Raw genomic sequence first — 21,458 nt, 5'->3', positions numbered from 1 at the left:
TGTGTGACAGGGGCAGCATTATTACAGATTCTGCAGATAAGAAAAACCAAACTGACGGTTTTATAGGGAATTAATTAGCTTTCATCCTCTACTCAAGTCACCTCAAGATAGTGACGCTTGATTCATCCATAGCGATATAATGAGAGACATGTTCATGATAGCGGTAGAGTTACCTACAGTTATACGAATATTGGCGGGATTTTTGCATTGTTAAGCTAGTCTCATGTTGTATGGCAAGTATTTGCCTTTGATAAAAGCTATTAAATAGAGAAAAATTCTTATGAATAAAAAGGTTGCGTTATATCTGGGGGCGGCAATATGTTTGGCGCCTAGTGTTGCCAATGCATTTGAAATGCATTACGTAGCAAAACCAGAACAGTCAACATGGAATCTAGCAACGGATACACCGCTAGAATGCCGCCTTATTCATACGATTCCAAATTTTGGCGATGCGGAATTCTCGTCTCATGCAGGGAAAAAAATCAACCTCGATTTTGAACTGAAAATGTTGCGCCCTATGGGGGAGACTCGCGATGTGAGTTTGGTCTCCATGCCGCCAGCATGGCGTCCAGGGGAAAGTGCTAATCGTTTAACGACATTGAAGTTTTTTAAGCAGTTTGATGGTTATGTCGGCGGGCAAACAGCATGGACTATGTTAAGCGAGTTAGAAAAAGGAAGTTACCCAACGTTCAGTTATAACGAATGGCAAAGCTCGGATCGACGTATTGAAATAGGACTGTCGTCAGTGTTGTTTCAAGCGCCGTATAACGCCTTTAACGCTTGTATATCGAGGTTGTTACCCTACAGCTTTGAAGATATCTCATTCACAATTTTGCACTACGACCGGGGTGACAGCATAGAGCTGAACAAGGCATCGCAAAAACGCTTAGCTCAAGTTGCTGAATATATCCGCTACAACAAAGATATTGATCTCGTTCTGGTATCGACATACACCGATTCAAGTGAAACTAAAGATGTAAGCCAAGATCTATCCGAAAAACGTGCGGAATCTTTGCGTAAGTATTTTGAATCGCTCGGACTTGCTCAAGACAGAATTCAAGTCGAAGGTTACGGTAAACGTCGGCCTGTTGCCGATAACGCATCACCAATAGGAAAGCAGAAAAACCGTCGTGTTGTGATATCACTAGGGCGCAGTGAAATGTACTACTAACTACTAGTCGTATTTAAGCCACCTCAAGTTAGGCAAGGTGCTGATTTCAAAACATAGTTATTTTTTCGATGTTCTTCTATTGCAGTGATTAAGGGTGGTGGTTACCACCCTGTTGTACTTATCTGTGCGTTGTTACTGGTGGGCTAGTTTAAGCGGAAACGGGCTATGAGGTTACAGCTAGTGGCACTGTCGACATCTTTCACCGCTTGGGCAACTTTGGGGTTGGGATGGCGCTTCATAAATTCAATTAATGCTTTTTTGCAGCATCCCAATGAGTCGATAAAGGCTTCACAGCTGCTGTTATGGCACTGAGGTACGAGTGTAAGAATTCGCTCCGAAGCAAGCTCCAAATATTTCAATTCATATTGCTCATCGCCCATCTGCCGCCAAAAATCGGCCAAATTATGACAAGAAATAACAGAAATAAATAAGCGGTCATCTAATTCAATCTCATCATAGTCACTTAAGCGTTCACTCAAGGTTAGCGCTTGTTGATAGTGTAAAATGCCGCGCAGATGATCCGCTTGTTGCATGGCGCTATCCGCCAGCAAAGTGTGCTTTTCCCACTCTTTCATGGACATGAGTTCACTCTCCTAAAGACTCAATTAGGTGACTAGATTAAATGATAACTATTATCATGTAAATATAAGTCTGGTGAATTTTGGTTATCGCAGTGTATAAAAAAACCGCTAAAAAATAGCGGTTTTTTATGTTCAGTTTGGGGTTGTGGTGAATTAACCTTCCAAACCTGCACCTGCTTGTTTGTTTTGGATCAGTTCGATTTTGTAACCGTCAGGGTCTTCAACAAAAGCAATGTGAGTGGTTCCACCTTTAACTGGACCTGGTTCGCGAGTGACATTACCTCCTGCTGCTTTGATTGCATCACAAGTGGTATAGATGTCGTCAACACCAATAGCGATATGACCAAATGCGTTGCCTAGATCGTAGCTTTCTACACCCCAGTTGTAAGTTAACTCGATGACCGCACCTTCAGATTCGTCGCCGTAACCTACAAAGGCTAATGTGTATTTGTATTCAGCATTTTCGCTTTTACGCAGTAGTTTCATACCCATGATGTCGGTATAAAAGGCAATCGACGTATCGAGGTTACCGACGCGCAGCATTGTGTGAAGAATTCGGCTGTTAGACATAATTGCTCCTAATTTTCAGGGTAGACTTTCTCTTTATATTCACATAGGTCTTCAATGATACAGCTACCACAGCGTGGTTTACGCGCGATACATGTATAACGACCATGTAAAATTAACCAGTGGTGTACATCCACTTTAAACTCAGCAGGGACGACTTTCAGCAGCTTTTGTTCGACTTCATCAACATTTTTCCCCATTGCAAATTTTGTTCGGTTCGAAACGCGGAAAATGTGTGTGTCGACTGCAATCGTTGGCCAACCAAATGCGGTGTTTAACACCACATTCGCCGTTTTGCGCCCCACACCAGGAAGTGCTTCAAGGGCTTCACGATTTTCAGGTACCACGCCACCATGTTGTTCAACCAGAATACGACAGGTTTTGATGACGTTTTCTGCTTTTGAATTAAATAAGCCGATGGTTTTGATGTACTGCTTGACGCCATCTACTCCTAAATCAAGCAGTGCTTGTGGCGTGTTTGCTACGGAGTAAAGTTTATCCGTTGCTTTATTCACGCTAACATCGGTTGCTTGAGCGGACAGTAACACGGCTATCAAGAGTTCAAATGGTGTTGACCAATTGAGCTCGGTTTGCGGATGGGGATTGTTTTCCCTAAGCCGCTCGAGAATTTCTCTGCGCTTTGTGTTGTTCATTTGAGGCTGCTTCCAGTGCGTTTAACGCTCACTCAAATATCATGAGTGAGGTTAACTTCGTCATTATTGTGTTTTATTGTGCGTTGGTTACGCGAGCCCGTTCAATTGCAGGCTTCTCAGTCTTGGGTTGATGTTCTGCCATTTTTTTGTCGAGAACATTTTTTGCAGCAATTAGGAAACCCACACCAAAAAAGGCGCCGGGTGGCAATAAAGCCAATAAAAAGCTGCTATCAAAGTGGAAGACTTCAATACGCAAGACTTTCGCCCAACTGCCGAGTAACAGGTCCGCACCATCAAAGAGTGTGCCTTTACCAATGATTTCACGTAATGCGCCAAGTACGGCAAGTACAGAGGTCATACCTAACCCCATCCAAAAGCCATCTAAGGCGGAAGGCAATACGTCATTTTTGGAGGCAAATGCTTCAGCACGACCAATGATGATACAGTTGGTCACTATGAGTGGGATAAAAATACCCAGTGATAGGTAAAGGCCATAAGCATAGGCGTTCATTAGTAACTGAACGCAAGTCACCAGTCCCGCAATGATCATCACGAAAACAGGAATACGTACGTCTTTAGGAACATACTCACGAACCAATGAAACAGCAACGTTTGAGCTTACCAAGACCAATAAGGTAGCTAAACCTAAACCAAGCGCGTTAGTGATGGTGGACGACACGGCGAGCAGTGGGCATAAACCAAGCAATTGAACCAATGCTGGGTTATTGTCCCACATGCCATTTTTCATTAGCATTCTATTGTCGTTCATCTCATTTCACCTCACAGTGTTGTGCTTGGCTAAACAGTTCATCACGATGCTCATTGACATACTGTACCGTATTTTTCACCGCTTTGACTACTGCTCGAGGAGTGATGGTTGCTCCAGTAAATTGGTCGAATTGGCCGCCATCTTTACGTACTTTCCATGAGTCTAGGTTTTCCGGCGTCACTTGTTTACCAGTAAAACCTAAAATCCAATTACTGACTCGAAGATCGATTCTGTCGCCAAGTCCTGGTGTCTCTTGGTGAGAAAGAACTCGAGTGCCAGTGATAACACCTTGAGCATTGATACCGACAATGATTTTAATCGCGCCGCTGTAACCATCTGGAGCGATTGATTCGATGGCAATACCCGTAGGTTTACCTTGGAATGTTGCGATGTATGCCGGCATAGAATCTGCGGTTCCAAGTTCTGGTGCGGATACATAAGTACAGGTATTGGCGAGTTCATTATCGTGAAGCTTTGGTGGAATCACCTGATTCAAAACAGACAAAAGCTGAGCTTTTTCTTGTTCTTTTATTTGGCTTGACGTTAGATAATTGGTTAGCGCAACCACGCCTGTTGAAAGACAGGCGAAAATGGCGAGGGTTAAACCGTTTTTGCTAATCGCTTTTAACATGAATGTTCTCAGTGCCCGTAAGTTCTTGGTTTGGTGTAATAATCGATCATGGGTACGCACATGTTGGCGAGCAACACGGCGAACGCCACGCCGTCAGGGAAACCTCCCCAACTGCGAATGATGACTACCATAGCGCCGATAAAGGCTCCGTAAATCAGGCGACCTTTATTGGTGGTTGATGCCGTCACTGGGTCAGTCGCGATAAAGAAAGCGCCGAGCATCGTTGCACCAGATAATAGGTGAATGAGCGGCGAGGCGGTCGTTCCGTGTGTGGCGAACGTTGCAATAATACTGGTGACAAGCACACCACCTAAGAAAGCGACTGGAATGTGCCAATTGATAATGCGCAGACGCAGCAAAATTAACCCGCCGACTAAGTAAGCGATATTGACCCATTCCCAACCGAGACCGGCTAACTGGCTAAATTGTGGTTGGTTAAGTGCTTGAGTCATGCTGTGACCCGCTTTGATTGACGTTTTGATCGCATCTAAAGGTGTTGCCATTGTGATGCCATCGATACCGGTACGAATTTGTTGTAGTGACAGGCCATCAACGGAGAAACCAGTAAAGATCAATGATAGTGAATCGCTCAACGATACGCTTTCAGGGGCAAGTTGAGTCGGTGACATCCAACTGGTCATCTGTACTGGAAATGAGATAAGCAAGACCACATAACCGACCATCGCAGGGTTAAATGGGTTTTGACCTAATCCGCCGTATAACTGTTTACTGATGAGAATCGCAAAAAGTAGACCAATAAAGATCACCCACCAAGGAGAGAGTGGCGGAATGGCGATAGCTAATAACCATGCAGTCACTAGAGCACTAAAATCCCCTAACGATGCAGCAATAGGTCGACGTCGCAATTTCATCACAATGGCTTCGATTGCTAACGCAACCGAAATACCAAAAACGACTTGAATCAAAGTACCGTAACCAAAGAAGTAAGTTTGCACACCAAGACCAGGTAGAGCGCAAAGTGCTACCCACTTCATGATGTCAGCGGTGCGACGCTTAACATGGGTATGCGGCGAACTAGCTATAAAAAAGGCCACTAGTCGTTCTCCTCAGATTGATTATCTTGTTGTTTTTGGGCAGCTTTACGCGCTTTAGCGCGAGCAATAGCTGCGGCGACGGCAGCTTTCTTCGGATCTTCTGCTTCAGGTTGAGTCGGCGTTTGTGTCACTGCACTGTCATCGGATGGCTCGGTTTGCTGAGCGGCTTTACGCGCTTTAGCACGAGCAATGGCAGCGGCGACGGCAGCTTTCTTCGGATCTTCTGCTTCAGGTTGAGTCGGCGTTTGTGTCACTGCGCTGTCATCGGATGGCTCGGTTTGCTGAGCGGCTTTACGCGCTTTAGCACGAGCAATGGCAGCGGCGACGGCAGCTTTCTTCGGATCTTCTGCTTCAGGTTGAGTCGGCGTTTGTGTCACTGCACTGTCATCGGATGGCTCGGTTTGCTGAGCTGCTTTGCGCGCTTTAGCACGAGCAATGGCAGCAGCGACGGCAGCTTTCTTCGGATCTTCTGCTTCCGCTTCAGGTTGAGTCGACGTTTGTGTCACTGCGCTATCATCGGATGGCTCGGTTTGCTGAGCGGCTTTACGCGCTTTAGCACGAGCAATGGCAGCAGCGACGGCAGCTTTCTTCGGATCTTCTGCTTCCGCTTCAGGTTGAGTCGACGTTTGTGTCACTGCGCTATCATCGGATGGCTCGGTTTGCTGAGCGACTTTACGCGCTTTAGCGCGAGCAATAGCTGCGGCGACGGCAGCTTTCTTCGGATCTTCTGCTTCCGCTTCAGGTTGAGTCGGCGTTTGTGTTACTGCGCTATCATCGGATGGCTCGGTTTGCTGAGCGGCTTTACGCGCTTTAGCGCGAGCAATAGCTGCGGCGACGGCAGCTTTCTTCGGATCTTCCGCTTCAGGTTGAGTCGGCGTTTGTGTTACTGCGTTATCATCGGATGGCTCGGTTTGCTGAGCGGCTTTACGCGCTTTAGCACGAGCAATGGCAGCGGCTACAGACGCTTTCTTATCTTCGTCTGGATTGCTAACATCAGCGTTTGTTGCTTCTTCAGCGGCCTTCTGTGCTTTGCGCTCTCTGGCTTGGCGTTTACGTTCTTCACGTAATTTGGCCATTTCACTGTTATCTGGTTCTTGTGCCCCCGATTGCATCGCTTGAGCTTGCTTTGCTTTCGCTTTAGCAATCGCGGCTGCAACAGCTGGTTTCACGGTTTTTTCTGCTGCTGGTTGTGCTTTTTGCGCCTGCACACGAGCAATAGCAGCAGCAATGGCATCATCACCACCAGATGATTTTTTCATTTCTGAACGACGATTTTCCGCGGCTTTTTTGAAGCGGTTTTCGCGTTCTTCTTTTTCTCGTTCAAGGCGAGCTTTTTTCTCTTCAAAGCGCTGTTTCGCACGCTCGGCAGCTTCCGCTTCGATACGGCGTGAACGAATTTCTGCTTTGGCTTGTCTGTAGTATTGAACGAGAGGTATGTCACTTGGGCACACATAAGCACATGCACCACATTCAATACACTCTTTTAAATTAAGTTCTTCACACTTGTCGTATTCTTCTGCCTTGGCGTGCCAGTACAATTGTTGGGGCAGTAAGGAGACCGGGCAGGCATCGGCACAGGCGCTACAGCGAATGCAAGAAAGTTCTGGGCGTGCTGGCGCAATCTCACGACGTGTCGGAGCCAAAATACAGTTCGCGATTTTGGTAATGGGTACTTGTGCATGTGGCAACGTGAAGCCCATGAGTGGCCCACCCATAATAAGGCGAGGCATTTTTCTGTCGGCTTTATGACCAAATTCGTCTAATAACGATTGAATTGGTGTACCTAATAGTGCCCATACGTTACGTTGGCGCTTAAACGCTTTGCCGGTTAAGGTAACCACACGGCGAATCAATGGTTCATCGTCAATCACTGCACGTTTAATCGCTTGAATTGTACCAACGTTTAACACCATCTGGCCGATGTCGGTCGAGCGACCACCGCTCGGTACTTCCAAGTTGGTGAGAATTTTGATCAGTTGTTTAGCGCCACCGGAAGGGTACTTGGTTGGCACCACGCGAATGACAATGTTTTCTTCGTGTTCTGCTGCTTTTTGCAGAGCGGCAATCGCTTGTGGTTTATTGTCTTCAATGCCAATGATCGACATTTTTGGGGCCAAAATGTGCTCTACGACTTTGATTCCAGCAATGATCTCTTCGGCATGTTCGCGCATCAACATATCATCGGCAGTAATGTAGGGTTCACATTCGGCAGCATTCACCACCAGCATCTCTATTTTTGACTGACCAGATTCTATTTTGCGCGCGGTCGGGAAACCTGCACCACCCATACCTGAGATCCCTGCTTGGCGAACCTTTTCAATGAGATCTTCTGGCGATGTTTGGGTGTAATCGGGCATCGGGTTACGTTCACACCACGTATCCTTAAAGTCAGGTGCGATGATGATGCAAGGTTCTGTTAAGCCCGATGGGTGGGCAACGGTACGTTGCTCTATCGCAACGACGGTGCCAGAGGTTGGGGCGTGAACGGGTACCGTAAATGCCGTGTTACACTTAGTCAGAGGCTGGCCTTTCAACACATAGCTGCCAGGCTCAACAATTAGATCGCCTGCTTTACCAATGTGTTGTTTGATGGGCAGAATTAATTCGCTCGGAATCTTAGCTTGGACTAAGTTATCTCGAGTCGACTGGGTTTTATTCTCTGGTGGGTGAATACCGCCGGGAAAGTCCCATAATTTACCGGATTTGATCTGTTCGATTAATGACAACATACCAGCCCTTACTTCACGCTTTTCTGAGCGTGCTGCTCAGTATCGGTAACATTAACAACAGGAATTGCATTTAACTGCCATTTCCAACTATCGGTTGTAACGGACAGTGGAATCATCTCAATACAATCGGTAGGGCATGGGGCTACACATAAATCACAACCGGTACATTCGTCTTTAATGACGGTGTGCACGGCTTTGGTCCCACCCACAATGGCATCTACAGGACATGCTTGGATACACTTGGTACAACCGATGCACATGTCTTCATGAATAAAGGCAACTTTTTTGACGTTTTCTGAGAGGTCGTGTGCCGATTCTTGCACCTCTACCCCCATTAGGTCGGCGAGTTTTTCAATCGTCGCTTGTCCACCTGGAGGGCATTTGTTTATTTGATCACCATTGGCTATTGCCTCAGCGTAAGGGCGACAGCCAGGATAACCGCACTGACCACATTGGGTTTGTGGCAAAATAGCGTCAATCTGATCAACGATAGGGTCGGCTTCGACTTTGAATCGCACCGATGCAAAACCTAGAATCGCTCCAAATATCGCGGCGAGAACAGCGAGAGCGATGACGGCAATTAAGATGGTATTCATTACAATTTCACCAACCCGGTAAAGCCCATAAAGGCTAGCGACATCAATCCGGCAGTGATCATTGCGATAGAAGCACCTTTAAATGGTGCTGGCACATCGGCAACATTGATTCTTTCACGCATTGAGGCAAATAAAATCAACACGAGGGAGAAGCCGACGGCTGCGCCGAATCCATAAATAATCGATTCGATAAAATTGTGGTTTTCGTTGACGTTCAATAACGCTACCCCAAGCACCGCACAGTTGGTGGTGATCAGCGGCAAGAAAATACCAAGCAGACGATAGAGAGTCGGACTTGTTTTGTGCACGACCATTTCAGTAAATTGCACAACAACGGCAATCACCAAGATGAAACTCATGGTACGAAGATAGTCTATCCCAAGTGGTCGGAGGATGTAGGTTTCTACTAAATACGAACACACGGAAGCGAGAGTTAAGACAAACGTGGTTGCCAACCCCATACCTATTGCTGTTTCCAGCTTTTTCGACACGCCCATAAAAGGGCATAAGCCCAAGAATTTTACCAGTACAAAATTGTTAACCAGCACAGTACCGATTAACAACAACACATATTCGGTCATAGTTATTTAAGAGTGTTATTCCGATCCCCGCATTATCCAGTTTTGTCACCTCAATAACAACCAAGGAAAGATAAGGTTTTATATGGCAGGATAAAAACCAGCCACATACGTGATCAAATATGATCATAGTTAAACAAAAGGTTAAATGTAAATAGGAATGGCTATGCCGCAAGCAAAAGTAACGAGCGGGAGATATGAAAGAACGTGGTATAAAAAGAAGATACGTTACAGGCTGAAGCCTGTAATGGTAGGAGAATGCGGTTGTGATATCGAGCAATAGAGAGACATAAAACTCCCTACTGCTCATGTTGAAATGGTGATTTACTCGTTAAACGTAAAAACGATTAAAAATAGTAAGCCGTTGATACGTTTAATGAGGCTGCATTGGCGAAGCTATCTATCTGATATTTGACGTTGGCACCGACACTCAGTTGAGGGAGTACTTTATATTCAGTGCCCACAGCTACCAAGCCACCCCATTCTTTAGTGCTAGCGGCTTGGTAAGATAATGAGTTATTGATTTCTACATCGTCATTGGTCACTAACTCTAACTCTTCTGATTTACTTGCATTGGATTTGTACTCGGTATACGTCACTCCAGTTTTCAATTTGAGGCTCCATTTGTCGTTCATTGCAAACGTGTAAACGGGGGTTAGAGAGAACTGTTTTGCCTTAATCGAGGAATCCCAATCCATTTCATGGGTATAATTTTGTCCATTACGGTCAACAACGCCTAAGTTGCTTGAACGGCTGTCTTCGAGTTCATATTGCTGATAACCCAGTTCGATAGCCCAAGTATCATTGAACGCGTAACCGACTAATATACCCGTGAAGTTTTCTTCAAGATCAGGATTAAGAGTGACATTATCTGCTGAAAATTGAGGTTCATAATCGTGGTCTACGGAACCAAAACCATATTCAAGGCCGATGTAGGGCGCAGCGGTAGCTGAAATAGGGCTAATCAGTAATACAGCAAGTAACGTTTTTTTCATTTTAGATTCTCAAGTAGTTGTTGTTGCTGAGAATCTTATGCAACCAAACGTGAAATAATCGTGAAGTTTTTACTCACATATACATGTGCGTTTTCAGTGAATACAACTCGTCTTTTGGCTATAGAGCTATTTTAAAAATTAACAGTAGATACAAAATGTTGGCCATCGTTATGGGTGCTGAAATCCCATTGCATACGTTCACAAATTCTTTCAACGATAGCTAATCCACAGCCATAACCCGCTTGGTAAGTCCCGTTGCCAGCGTGAAAATTCGCTATGCGCAATTGAGATTGATTTAACACTATATCCACATCGCCCATGCTGTAACTGAAAGCATTCTTTACTAAGTTATTGATGACAATAACAATGAATGCGAATGGTGCTTCAACAATATGAGGGGTGTTTGTTGTTATGTTGAGTTGATAAGCTGCATTCTGTTTTAAAAATAGCGGCTCAAGTTGTGCCAATTGGGAGGTTAATGTCTGTGTAAGTGAATGGCTGCCATAGCTACAGCGCTCGATAGTCTCCTTGCCTAATAAGAGAAAGGCTTCAGTGAGTATCTTCATTTCGTCGCTGGCATCCTCGATTCTTTTGATCGCTTTATGGGCAACTTTCGGCAGGTCAGGGACCTTGTCGAGCAGTTCCGCCGAGCCCTGAATCACCATGATAGGGGTTCGAAGTTCATGGGAAGCAAAACGGCTAAACTCCTTCTCGCGCTGAAAGTAATGCGCAATATTTTGCTTACTCTGTAGCAATGCTTGCTCAATCTTACGCGTTTCTACGAAGTGGGTATCGATAGAAAAATCATCATGATCGGGAGACATTTGTGCGATTTTGTCTTCCACCTGCAATAACGGTTTGGATATTGCTCGTACCATGTAACTACCATAACCAAATATCATGATGGATAAGAGGCTGCCGATAAGAAAGGTGTAGTGATGTAAATTATCTTCATATTCATCTAAGTAGTCATCTGCATCGTCTTGAAACAGTAGATACATTAAACCTTGTCCGGAAGGATGAAGGAATACAATAAAGTGTTTATCTTCTTTACCGAGAAGATGTTCGTAGAATCCTGGTTGTTGATATTGGTTTAACCAATCAGGTAGGGCTTGTTGATTCCAATAGGTTTTGAATTCTTTTGGGTTAGGCAGTGGTGCACGCTCTCCTTGTTGATGATAAAGCTGGACATAAGCGGTTGCTTCTGTATCTAACCAGTGATGTAAACTGATTCGTTCGAGCTGAAATTCAGCCACATAGATAACGGTCCAAAACAACAGAAACATGGCAAAGGTGACAACACCAAAACTAAGACGAATGGTGCGATAGATACTGATTTTTTTCTCAGTGCTTAAGTCGGTAGCCTTGGCCATGAATCGTCTCCAGTCGTGAGTGTTCAAATCCTCGGTCTAAAGAGGTGCGTAAACCGTAAATGTGGCTTCTTAGCGCATCACTGTTGGGCAATTCATCTCCCCAAATAGCCGTAATGATGTGTTGGCGACTGACTATCGATGCCGAGTTTTGCAGTAATAGCTTGAGAATCTGCAATTGAATTCGACTCAATTTGATAGCGCGACCTGAGCGGGTGACCGTTTCTGTTTGCGTACAATATTCAATATCCGCAAAGGTGAGTTTGCCTGTATCCAGTCTTGGCCCCCGAATAGATAGTGCTTGTAGGCGCAGATAGAGTTCTTCCATGGCAAATGGCTTTAACAAGTAATCATCACCGCCAGCTTTGAACGCTGCCATCTTGTCTTCTAGCGTGTCTTTGGCAGTTAAAAATAGTGTTGGAGTGTGGCAGAGCAGCTCTGCTCGCAATGTTTTTACCGCTTTAATGCCATCCATTTTGGGCATCATGACATCCATGATAATGACATCGTAGTGATTCTCTTTAAGCATGTGGATAGCGGCTTCACCGTGGTAGGCGCAATCAACAATAACCCCCATCATTTCAAGATAATCACCGATGGTTTCAATGACGTTGGGACTATCGTCAACGATCAATACTTTCATATTTTCCATTGCAAATTGTTTAATATTGATTGAAAAAATATCACGATACCTGAGCAATAACTTAGTTAAATATCTTATAAATTTGATAAATATCGGATAGTTAGTGTCGTTGACTTGAAAATATGAGCAATTTAGGCGGTGGCAAGAATGAACTGGGTAGGGGGAAAGGATAACGAAAGAAGATTTGTTGCGTATTATTTGGATTTTGTAGCGAGTCGTACGCAGATACAAAAAAAGACGCCCTAGGACGTCTTTCTTCTTAAATTTGGCTCCCCCTGCAAGACTTGAACTTGCGACATACGGATTAACAGTCCGCCGTTCTACCGACTGAACTAAGGGGGAATTACTTAATGCGGAGCGAATCTTAACGATACCACTTGGCGATGTCAACAATTGCTATTGAAAAATTTAAAGTTTTTTCTTAAATAAAAGCTTTACTTTTCTGTAGCCCTTATCCCATCTGAGCTAGGTTTACTTATCCACTAAAATTGTGGATAACCATGTTAATTGTTTTTGGGTAATTAGCTTTTGATTAAAATGTGACTTGTGAGTAAATTGACAATTAACGCTATTTTTACACCTAAGTTGTTGTTATTTAGTTTGTTATCTTACTTAACCACAATTAATTCAAGGTTGGGTGTGTTGGATCGAAAATGTTATGAAAATGTCAATTTTAGAAAAATTGGGGAAAAACCGTGGATTGTTTTATGTGATTTTTAGGTGGGGAAACCGCAGAGGGGCACGGATAATAACAGACATGATTTTATTAATCTAGGTCTATTCGAGGCTTTTTTTTGCCAATATTGAAAACTATTTTTGTCACTGTTTTTCTGTGCGGTTTTCTTGACTATTTTTTGTTCTTATCCGTTTGGCGAAAGAACAACTTGCCATAAATGGAGACTAACAGCGACAATAGTGATAAGCGAATAAAAGAGAGTTAGGAACTATGAATAAAGCGTTTGAGTTGGTCTCTGACTATCAACCGTCGGGGGATCAACCTACAGCGATTCAAGCTTTATTAGAAGGGTTGGATGCTGGATTGGCCCATCAAACCTTACTCGGGGTCACAGGATCGGGTAAAACCTTTACCTTAGCGAATGTGATTGCTCAAGCAGAGCGGCCGACAATATTGCTCGCTCCCAACAAAACACTTGCCGCCCAATTGTATGGAGAGATGAAAAGCTTTTTCCCTAAAAATGCGGTTGAGTATTTTGTCTCTTACTACGATTACTATCAACCAGAAGCTTATGTGCCGACCACGGACACCTTTATTGAAAAAGATGCCTCGGTTAATGCGCATATCGAACAAATGCGTTTATCGGCAACTAAAGCCCTACTTGAACGTAAAGATGCGATCATTGTGGCTTCAGTTTCCGCTATTTATGGTCTAGGCGATCCCGACTCTTATTTAAAGATGATGTTGCATTTACGTCGTGGCGATGTAGTTGAGCAGCGAGATATGCTCAGACGGTTAGCGGAGCTGCAGTATTCTCGTAACGATATCGGTTTTGAACGTGGCCAATTTCGTGTCCGTGGTGAGGTCATCGATATATTCCCTGCAGAATCTGAACAAGATGCGGTGCGCATTGAGATGTTTGATGATGAAGTGGACTGCATTAGCGTTTTTGACCCATTAACGGGGGTGGTGAAGCAGCGTGATTTACCACGCTATACTATCTATCCCAAGACCCATTACGTTACGCCACGTGATCGTATCCTTGAAGCGATAGAAAATATCAAAGTCGAGTTGGAAGCGCGCAAGAAGTACCTGCTCGATAACAACAAGCTACTTGAAGAGCAGCGAATCAGTCAGCGCACGCAATTTGATATCGAAATGATGAATGAATTGGGCTTTTGTTCTGGAATTGAAAACTATTCGAGATACCTCAGTGGACGAGCTGAAGGTGAGCCGCCTCCAACGCTATTTGACTATTTGCCCCATGATGGATTGTTGGTCATTGACGAATCTCACGTGACTGTGCCCCAAATCGGCGCGATGTTTAAAGGGGATCGTTCTCGGAAAGAAACCCTAGTGGAATACGGCTTTCGTTTACCCTCAGCGCTGGATAACCGGCCATTAAAATTTGATGAGTTTGAAGCGTTAGCTCCTCAAACTGTCTTTGTTTCGGCAACGCCAGGCAATTATGAGTTAGAGAAATCGGGCGGCGATATTGTCGATCAGGTGGTGCGTCCTACCGGCTTGCTTGATCCGATATTGGAAGTTCGCCCTGTGGCTACGCAGGTAGATGATTTATTGTCTGAGATTCGCCTGCGAGCGGCACAAGATGAGCGAGTCTTGGTGACCACATTAACGAAACGTATGGCAGAAGATTTAACAGAATATCTGCATGAACATGACGTAAAAGTGCGTTATTTGCATTCAGATATAGATACGGTTGAACGTGTTGAAATCATTCGTGATTTGCGCCTTGGTGAGTTTGACGTGCTGGTGGGCATCAACTTGTTACGAGAAGGTTTGGATATGCCAGAAGTCTCTTTAGTGGCTATCCTTGATGCAGACAAAGAAGGTTTTTTACGTTCTGAACGATCTTTGATTCAGACTATTGGACGTGCTGCGCGTAATATTAAAGGTAAAGCAATACTTTACGCCGACAAGGTGACTAAATCGATGCGCAAGGCGATGGATGAAACGGATCGCCGTCGTGAAAAGCAACAAGCGTATAACGAAAAAATGGGTATTGTCCCACAAGCCTTAAAACGCAACGTTAAAGACATCATGGAACTTGGTGACGTGACTAAATCACGGCAGCAAAAATCGCAGAAATTGGTGCCGTTGAACAAAGTTGCAGAAACATCTGGAAGCTACGACATATTAACGCCACAACAGTTGGATAAAGAGATTGGTAAACTTGAAGCGAAGATGTATAAGCATGCACAAGATTTAGAATTTGAACTGGCTGCTCAAATTCGTGATGAAATTGAAGCATTGCGGACAAAATTTATCGCCAATAGTTAAAAATTGTGTTTAATGTGGCGCCGCGCAGGCAAAAAAATAGCCAATAGAAATAGGCTCTATTGGCTTTAATTCTGTGAATAATAAATTCACTAACAACGTCAGTTGGCTAGGTGACTCTTGCGAGTCAATTATATTAATGCATAACCTATGCCAACTTTAAATCACTAAAAAATGTGATGATATTGCGATAAATGGTCAAAAATGGAATTGCGATTTGCAAAATGCAATTCTTAATGCGATTATTATGAGCAAAATGCAAATAAAACAGTAACGGCTAGGTTATGCAATTAGAATACCCAACTCAAAAAGCAAAATATCTGCTCATGGTTGAGGATACCGCATCGGTAGCGGCACTGTACCGTTCTTATCTATTGCCTTTAGAAATTGATATTAAGGTGGTAGGGACTGGACGAGAAGCTATCGAAAGTATTGCTCAACGAGAGCCGGACTTGATCCTTCTTGACTTACGTTTACCGGATATGACTGGTATGGACGTATTACATGCAGTAAAACTCAAGCATCCAGATGTGCCAGTGGTCTTTATGACGGCGCATGGCTCGATAGATACTGCTGTAGAAGCAATGCGACATGGCGCAAAAGACTTCTTAATCAAACCCTGCGAAGCAGACCGCTTACGTGTCACAGTGAACAACGCAATTCGTAAAGCAAGTAAGCTTAAGAATGAAACGGATGACCCGCGTGAACAAAATTACCAAGGTTTTATCGGTAGTAGTCAGACCATGCAAGCAGTTTACCGAACTATCGACTCTGCGGCATCGAGTAAGGCAAGTATCTTTATTACGGGTGAAAGTGGTACTGGTAAAGAAGTGTGTGCTGAGGCTGTTCATGCGGCGAGTAAACGGGGCGATAAACCTTTTATTGCGATTAACTGTGCAGCGATTCCCAAAGACTTGATCGAAAGTGAACTGTTTGGTCATGTGAAAGGCGCATTTACTGGCGCTGCAACGGATCGCCAAGGGGCGGCAGAGGCTGCCGATGGTGGTACGCTGTTTTTGGATGAATTGTGCGAAATGGATTTGGATCTGCAAACCAAATTACTGCGCTTTATCCAAACTGGCACCTTCCAGAAGGTAGGCTCTTCTAAAATGAAGAGCGTTGATGTGCGTTTTGTTTGTGCAACTAACCGTGACCCATGGAAAGAGGTCCAAGAAGGTCGCTTCCGAGAAGATTTGTACTATCGTTTATACGTTATCCCGTTGCACTTACCACCACTGCGCGAACGTGGTGATGATGTGATTGAAATTGCTTACTCATTGCTTGGCTTTATGTCAAAAGAGGAGGGCAAAGGGTTTGTTCGTCTTTCATCAGAAGTTGTCGAGCGATTCCAGCATTATGGTTGGCCAGGTAACGTGCGGCAGTTGCAAAACGTATTACGAAATGTGGTGGTATTAAATGAGGGTCGTGAAATTACCCTCAATATGTTACCGCCACCGTTAAACCGTCCCATAGAACCTCGCGTAGAAGTGATCTCTGAAAAAGTAGAAAGCGGCACATTATCAGTACACGATATTTTTCCGTTATGGTTAACAGAAAAACAGGCTATCGAGAAAGCGATTGAAGCTTGTGATGGCAATATTCCTAAAGCTGCGGGGTATTTGGATGTCAGTCCATCAACTATTTACCGCAAGTTACAAAGCTGGAATGAAAAAGAAAAAGAGAAGGAAAAATAATCACTTATGGACTTTCTAAATCAAGGTAAAATCGATGGTTTAGCACAGGAAATTGGTCAAGAAAATGTTCCTGTGTTGTTGGAAATTTTTCTTGGTGAATTAACCAGTTATGAGCAGCAACTTAGCCAAATTAGTGGTGCTGAAAAATATGAATATCTAAAAGAGATTAGCCATGCTTTAAAGAGCAGTGCCGCCAGTTTTGGTGCAGATCGCTTGTGTGCTAAAGCGGTAGAAATAGATGGTATGGTTAAACTCGGCTTAGACTTCGATGTTGATGTAGAAGCCGAGTCTGTATTGGAGTTGCTAAAAGCGACCTTTACGCGTTATCAGCAGTTATTGCCTTAATTGTTCTTCAATCACCTCTTGTAGCTTGGTTCTGTCATGGCGCCAAGCTCGGTTGGGTGAGGCTAATTCGCGAGTTACACAATTCCAAAGAGTATCCAATTCTGGATGGGCTGTTTCACCGATGACCACATCGATTTTACGTGCTCTGAACGAACGTTCACACCACTCTAATTTTTGCTTGAGTGACATTCGGCCTGCAGGGCCAAACTCAGGCGACAAATTTTCAATAAAAATCAGTTTGGCGTTATGATTAGTCGCAATCGCATTAGCAATTTCTGGCAACAGTAACGGTGGCATCAAGCTGGTTAAGAAGCTACCTGGTCCTAATATAATGGCATCCGCCTCACTGATCGCCAAAGTCGCTTCTTTGGTTGCAGGAACCTCCGGTTCAAGATCAAGACGAATTAAATCCCCCTCCATTTCATCAACATTCGTCTCACCTGTTACACGAAGACCCTCTTTAGATAGAGCTGTTAGGTCGGATGGGTGTTCTGACATTGGCACGATGCGTACATCAACTTTCAGCATATTCCGAATAAGATTAATGGCGTCAAGTGGTCTTACCGACAGGTTATCGAGTGCTGTCAGCATCAGGTTACCTAGGTTATGACCATTAAGTTCACCAGAACCTTTGAAGCGATATTCAAACATCATTGAGCTTATCGAAGGTTCGGTAATCAACTGATTAATACAATTACGCGTATCACCCCAAGCGATACCGCCTTGGCAGTTTCGAATTCGTCCCGTCGAACCGCCATTATCGGTAGTGGTGACTATTCCAGTGGCATTTTCGCCAAAACTTTTTAGTGCCGCTAACACACGGCCAAGACCATGGCCACCGCCAATCGCGACGACTTTGTAACTACGATGTAAGGTCATTGATTCTGCTTGGTTAACGAAGGTGAGCACAATGTAGGTCATTTCTTTAACAAGCGGTATCGCTTTGCCAAAAAAGTGAGGTAGGGGCGATCTTTTTTTCGTTTAAAGGGTGGAAAGATATACAGATTTTAAGTATTTTAGCCGCAGCTACTTTTTGTGTGACTGTTCATGTTGTGCAATCAGTTGCCATAACTCCGAGCTTCATCACCTAAGTCTAACGCTGATATGGTGCTGCAGCCAGTGGCAATAATGCCACGAGGGCACGATGAGAAATGATGGTGCCTCCCGTGTTTGGAAAGGTGTTTCGTGGCGCAACAATTTCAAGATCGATTTGAACGTAAATTCTATTATTTGCGTTTGTCTGTTACAGATGTCTGTAACTTTAAATGTACTTACTGTCTTCCTGATGGCTATCAGCCTTCGGGCCAGCGTAACTCATCCTTTATTACTCTACCAGAGATCAAACGTGTGGTTCATGCGTTTGCTAACTGTGGTACGTCTAAAGTGCGTATTACCGGAGGGGAGCCAACTTTACGGAAAGATTTTACCGATATTATTGATGTCGTCGCTCAGACGCCAGGTATCGAAAAAGTGGCGACCACGACCAATGGTTACCGAATGGAAAAACAGGTTGGAGAATGGCGCGAAGCGGGTTTAACCCACATTAATGTCAGCGTAGATAGTCTCGACCCGAGAATGTTCCATCAAATCACTGGTCAAAACCGCTTTCACCAAGTGATGGCTGGTATTGACCGAGCGTTTGAAGTTGGGTATCAGCAGGTTAAAGTCAATGTTGTCTTGATGAAGCACCTCAATCATCAAGAGTTACCGCAATTTTTGCAATGGATAAAACAACGTCCTATTCAGTTGCGGTTTATTGAGTTGATGCAAACAGGCGAGATGGATGATCTGTTTAACCAGCATCATGTTTCTGGTACATCAATACGAAACTTTTTGATCGCTAATGGTTGGATTCTTAAAGCACGTGGTCATAACGATGGTCCTGCGCAAGTCTTTGTCCATGCAGACTATCAAGGCGAAATTGGCTTGATTATGCCTTACGAAAAGCACTTTTGTGAAAGCTGCAATCGTTTAAGAATTTCAGCGATGGGCAAGCTTCACTTGTGTTTATTTGGTGAAGAAGGCGTGGAATTACGCGATCTAATGCAAGCCGATGAGCAGCAATATGCTCTGATTCAACGTATCCAATCACACTTACAAACCAAGTCGGTGAGCCATTTTCTGCATGATGGAAATACTGGTATGACACCTCATTTGGCGTCTATTGGCGGCTAACAAATTGATGCTTTTGTTTGAGGCAAAAGCACCGTGGAATAATCTGAATAATTAAAGGTGAACTTATGGGTCACGCAGCTAGCGAATTTCAACCGGCGAACATCGCCGTTCTGACTGTATCTGATACTCGTACTGAAGAAAACGATACATCTGGCCAGTATTTTGTCGAACAACTTAAAGACGCTGGTCACCATCTTGCAGACAAAAAAATAGTTATTGATGACATCTATCAGATTCGCGCTGTGATTTCACAGTGGATTGCAGATGAAAACGTACAAGTGGTATTGATTACAGGCGGAACAGGTTTTACTTCTCGTGATAGCACTCCTGAAGCAATTAAGCCGCTGTTTGATAAAGAAGTCGAAGGGTTTGGTGAGTTGTTCCGTGCTATCTCTTATGAAGAAATTGGCACTTCAACGATTCAGTCTCGTGCTGTCGCAGGTTTTGCCAACCACACGGTTATTTTTGCCATGCCAGGTTCCACTGGAGCTTGCCGTACTGGTTGGACGAAAATTATTAAAGATCAGTTGGATGCGACTCATCGTCCATGTAACTTCATGCCTCACCTATAAGAGGAGCATGGGATGAACCAATTTACACATATTAATGCTTCTGGCGAAGCAAACATGGTTGATGTGTCAGCGAAGGCCGAAACGGTTCGTGAAGCGCGCGCTGAAGCATTTGTCCAAATGGCACCAGAAACATTGGCTATGATCGTTTCTGGTCAGCATCACAAAGGTGATGTGTTTGCGACGGCACGTATTGCCGGGATTCAAGCGGCGAAGAAAACGTGGGACTTGATTCCTCTGTGCCATCCTTTGTTGCTTTCTAAAGTCGAAGTGCACTTAGAGGCAATAACAGCAGAAAACAAAGTTCGCATTGAATCAGTGTGCAAGTTGGCCGGTAAAACAGGCGTTGAGATGGAAGCGTTAACGGCCGCATCGGTCGCTGCCCTCACTATCTACGATATGTGTAAAGCGGTGCAAAAAGACATGGTGATTGAACATGTCCGTTTATTGGAAAAAACCGGTGGTAAGTCTGGTCACTTTAAGGCGGAATTATGATTAAAGTGCTATTTTTCGCCCAAACTCGTGAGTTGGTTGGCCGTGATAGCCTTGAACTTGAGAACCAATTTTCTACGGTAGATGATTTGCGTGTTTATTTATCTGAACAACCGGGAAAGTGGTCTTTAGCGATGGAGGCCGGCAAATTGCTAGCCGCAGTGAACCAATCGATTGTTCCTATGACTCAAGGTCTATGTGATGGGGATGAAGTGGCGTTTTTCCCGCCGGTGACAGGAGGTTAAAATGGAGCTTAAAGTTTCAGTACAAGAGCAGGATTTCTCTTTAGCGGAAGAATACGATGCCCTTGCACAAGGTACTGACGCGGGCGCGATTGTCACCTTCGTTGGCAAAGTTCGAGATATGAATTTAGGCGATGAAGTGCAAGGGTTGCATCTTGAGCACTACCCAGGCATGACTGAAAAGTCGCTCACCGATATCGCCCATCAAGCTGCACAGCGCTGGCCTTTGTTACGGGTTTGCATCATCCATCGTGTTGGTGACATGGATTTGGGTGATCAGATAGTGATGGTTGGAGTGACTAGTGCGCATCGCAGTGCTTCATTTGCTGCCTCTGAGTTCATTATGGATTACTTAAAAACCCAAGCGCCATTTTGGAAGAAAGAGCGCACAACCAGTGAAAATCGTTGGATTGAGTCAAGAGAAAGCGATCAAAAGGCAGCACTGCGCTGGAATGAATAGCAATAAGTGTTGGAAAAATCTCAGTGTTATATAGGCCAAGTGAATAACTTGGCCTTTTTATTGGTAAAACCTATCACATTAATTGATGAATTCCATTTAGCAAAACGCCAAAACTGGTCAACACTTACAGTAACCACAATGGTCGGTTTCTCGCTAAGGAGGCGATTTG

21 protein-coding genes, 1 tRNA gene, 1 pseudogene and 1 riboswitch are annotated in these 21,458 nt (G+C 44.3%); of the genes and pseudogenes, 9 read left to right on the top strand and 14 right to left on the bottom strand.

What is annotated here, in order from left to right; genetic code table 11:
* Nucleotides 1–349 precede the first annotated feature (349 nt).
* Nucleotides 350–1,171, top strand: a pseudogene (motY, locus tag JCM16456_RS10905) (flagellar protein MotY); the annotation flags it as partial.
* 143 nt (nucleotides 1,172–1,314) lie between these two features.
* Here the strand turns inward: motY and JCM16456_RS10900 are convergent.
* The 13 genes from JCM16456_RS10900 to JCM16456_RS10840 all read right to left on the bottom strand — a co-directional run bounded on the left by JCM16456_RS10900 (nucleotide 1,315) and on the right by JCM16456_RS10840 (nucleotide 12,680).
* Nucleotides 1,315–1,752: a DUF2753 family protein gene (locus JCM16456_RS10900; protein ID WP_068714246.1), complete on the bottom strand. Its 438-nt coding sequence runs from the start codon at nucleotides 1,750–1,752 to the stop codon at nucleotides 1,315–1,317.
* Nucleotides 1,753–1,905: 153 nt separating this feature from the next.
* Nucleotides 1,906–2,322: a lactoylglutathione lyase gene (gene gloA, locus JCM16456_RS10895; RefSeq protein WP_068714245.1), complete on the bottom strand. Its 417-nt coding sequence runs from the start codon at nucleotides 2,320–2,322 to the stop codon at nucleotides 1,906–1,908.
* An 8-nt stretch (nucleotides 2,323–2,330) separates the two neighbouring features.
* A complete protein-coding gene (gene nth, locus JCM16456_RS10890; RefSeq protein WP_068714244.1) occupies nucleotides 2,331–2,972 on the bottom strand; it encodes an endonuclease III in 642 nt (213 codons plus the stop codon).
* A 73-nt stretch (nucleotides 2,973–3,045) separates the two neighbouring features.
* Nucleotides 3,046–3,741 (bottom strand): electron transport complex subunit E, encoded by a 696-nt coding sequence (locus JCM16456_RS10885; protein ID WP_068714243.1) that lies wholly within the window; start codon nucleotides 3,739–3,741, stop codon nucleotides 3,046–3,048.
* A 1-nt stretch (nucleotide 3,742) separates the two neighbouring features.
* The gene (gene rsxG / locus JCM16456_RS10880) at nucleotides 3,743–4,372 is read right to left on the bottom strand and encodes an electron transport complex subunit RsxG (protein ID WP_068714242.1); all 630 of its coding nucleotides are present in this window, start codon (nucleotides 4,370–4,372) and stop codon (nucleotides 3,743–3,745) included.
* Nucleotides 4,373–4,380: 8 nt separating this feature from the next.
* Nucleotides 4,381–5,427: an electron transport complex subunit RsxD gene (gene rsxD / locus JCM16456_RS10875; protein WP_068714239.1), complete on the bottom strand. Its 1,047-nt coding sequence runs from the start codon at nucleotides 5,425–5,427 to the stop codon at nucleotides 4,381–4,383.
* Nucleotides 5,427–8,156 carry an electron transport complex subunit RsxC gene (gene rsxC / locus JCM16456_RS10870; protein WP_068714237.1) on the bottom strand — a complete coding sequence of 910 codons (2,730 nt, stop codon included), beginning with the start codon at nucleotides 8,154–8,156 and terminating at the stop codon, nucleotides 5,427–5,429. Before rsxC ends, rsxD begins: the two co-directional genes overlap by 1 nt.
* 8 nt (nucleotides 8,157–8,164) lie before the next feature.
* Nucleotides 8,165–8,752, bottom strand: coding sequence for an electron transport complex subunit RsxB (gene rsxB / locus JCM16456_RS10865; protein WP_068714236.1), 588 nt, complete (start codon nucleotides 8,750–8,752; stop codon nucleotides 8,165–8,167).
* The gene (rsxA, locus tag JCM16456_RS10860) at nucleotides 8,752–9,333 is read right to left on the bottom strand and encodes an electron transport complex subunit RsxA (RefSeq protein WP_068714235.1); all 582 of its coding nucleotides are present in this window, start codon (nucleotides 9,331–9,333) and stop codon (nucleotides 8,752–8,754) included. Before rsxA ends, rsxB begins: the two co-directional genes overlap by 1 nt.
* Nucleotides 9,334–9,677: 344 nt before the next feature.
* Nucleotides 9,678–10,325: an AcfA family outer membrane beta-barrel protein gene (locus JCM16456_RS10855; protein WP_068714234.1), complete on the bottom strand. Its 648-nt coding sequence runs from the start codon at nucleotides 10,323–10,325 to the stop codon at nucleotides 9,678–9,680.
* 131 nt (nucleotides 10,326–10,456) lie between these two features.
* A complete protein-coding gene (locus JCM16456_RS10850) occupies nucleotides 10,457–11,698 on the bottom strand; it encodes a sensor histidine kinase (RefSeq protein WP_068714233.1) in 1,242 nt (413 codons plus the stop codon).
* Nucleotides 11,670–12,338: a response regulator transcription factor gene (locus JCM16456_RS10845; protein ID WP_068714232.1), complete on the bottom strand. Its 669-nt coding sequence runs from the start codon at nucleotides 12,336–12,338 to the stop codon at nucleotides 11,670–11,672. Before JCM16456_RS10845 ends, JCM16456_RS10850 begins: the two co-directional genes overlap by 29 nt.
* 266 nt (nucleotides 12,339–12,604) lie before the next feature.
* A tRNA-Asn gene (locus tag JCM16456_RS10840) sits at nucleotides 12,605–12,680 on the bottom strand.
* A gap of 604 nt (nucleotides 12,681–13,284) precedes the next feature.
* Between JCM16456_RS10840 and uvrB the strand changes: the two genes are divergently transcribed.
* The 3 genes from uvrB (at nucleotide 13,285) to luxU (ending at nucleotide 17,351) form a co-directional block, all read left to right on the top strand.
* Nucleotides 13,285–15,315, top strand: coding sequence for an excinuclease ABC subunit UvrB (gene uvrB / locus JCM16456_RS10835; RefSeq protein WP_068714230.1), 2,031 nt, complete (start codon nucleotides 13,285–13,287; stop codon nucleotides 15,313–15,315).
* A 281-nt stretch (nucleotides 15,316–15,596) separates the two neighbouring features.
* Nucleotides 15,597–17,006, top strand: coding sequence for a quorum-sensing sigma-54 dependent transcriptional regulator LuxO (gene luxO / locus JCM16456_RS10830; RefSeq protein WP_068714228.1), 1,410 nt, complete (start codon nucleotides 15,597–15,599; stop codon nucleotides 17,004–17,006).
* 6 nt (nucleotides 17,007–17,012) lie between these two features.
* On the top strand, nucleotides 17,013–17,351 hold the full coding sequence (gene luxU, locus JCM16456_RS10825) for a quorum-sensing phosphorelay protein LuxU (RefSeq protein ID WP_068714226.1): 339 nt from the start codon (nucleotides 17,013–17,015) through the stop codon (nucleotides 17,349–17,351).
* Here luxU and yvcK read toward each other — a convergent pair.
* The gene (gene yvcK, locus JCM16456_RS10820) at nucleotides 17,340–18,230 is read right to left on the bottom strand and encodes a uridine diphosphate-N-acetylglucosamine-binding protein YvcK (protein WP_068716038.1); all 891 of its coding nucleotides are present in this window, start codon (nucleotides 18,228–18,230) and stop codon (nucleotides 17,340–17,342) included. The genes luxU and yvcK overlap by 12 nt on opposite strands.
* 180 nt (nucleotides 18,231–18,410) lie before the next feature.
* Nucleotides 18,411–18,548: riboswitch (molybdenum cofactor riboswitch) on the top strand.
* On the opposite strand from yvcK, the gene moaA reads away from it, so the two are divergent.
* The 5 genes from moaA to moaE all read left to right on the top strand — a co-directional run bounded on the left by moaA (nucleotide 18,537) and on the right by moaE (nucleotide 21,289).
* On the top strand, nucleotides 18,537–19,526 hold the full coding sequence (moaA, locus tag JCM16456_RS10815; protein WP_068716036.1) for a GTP 3',8-cyclase MoaA: 990 nt from the start codon (nucleotides 18,537–18,539) through the stop codon (nucleotides 19,524–19,526). Its footprint overlaps the riboswitch before it by 12 nt.
* A 65-nt stretch (nucleotides 19,527–19,591) precedes the next feature.
* Nucleotides 19,592–20,098: a molybdenum cofactor biosynthesis protein B gene (moaB, locus tag JCM16456_RS10810; protein WP_068714225.1), complete on the top strand. Its 507-nt coding sequence runs from the start codon at nucleotides 19,592–19,594 to the stop codon at nucleotides 20,096–20,098.
* 12 nt (nucleotides 20,099–20,110) lie between these two features.
* Nucleotides 20,111–20,590 (top strand): cyclic pyranopterin monophosphate synthase MoaC, encoded by a 480-nt coding sequence (gene moaC, locus JCM16456_RS10805; protein ID WP_068714224.1) that lies wholly within the window; start codon nucleotides 20,111–20,113, stop codon nucleotides 20,588–20,590.
* Nucleotides 20,587–20,832, top strand: a complete 246-nt coding sequence (moaD, locus tag JCM16456_RS10800) for a molybdopterin synthase sulfur carrier subunit (RefSeq protein ID WP_068714223.1) — start codon at nucleotides 20,587–20,589, stop codon at nucleotides 20,830–20,832. The genes moaC and moaD overlap by 4 nt, the downstream gene beginning before the upstream one ends.
* A 1-nt stretch (nucleotide 20,833) precedes the next feature.
* The gene (moaE, locus tag JCM16456_RS10795) at nucleotides 20,834–21,289 is read left to right on the top strand and encodes a molybdopterin synthase catalytic subunit MoaE (protein ID WP_068714222.1); all 456 of its coding nucleotides are present in this window, start codon (nucleotides 20,834–20,836) and stop codon (nucleotides 21,287–21,289) included.
* The last annotated feature ends 169 nt before the right edge of the window (nucleotides 21,290–21,458 follow it).

It is taken from the genome of Vibrio tritonius (assembly GCF_001547935.1).
Taxonomy (GTDB): Bacteria; Pseudomonadota; Gammaproteobacteria; order Enterobacterales; family Vibrionaceae; genus Vibrio; species Vibrio tritonius.
The sequence above is the reverse complement of the archived record's forward strand: the minus strand, read 5'-3'. Positions and strand labels throughout refer to the sequence as shown.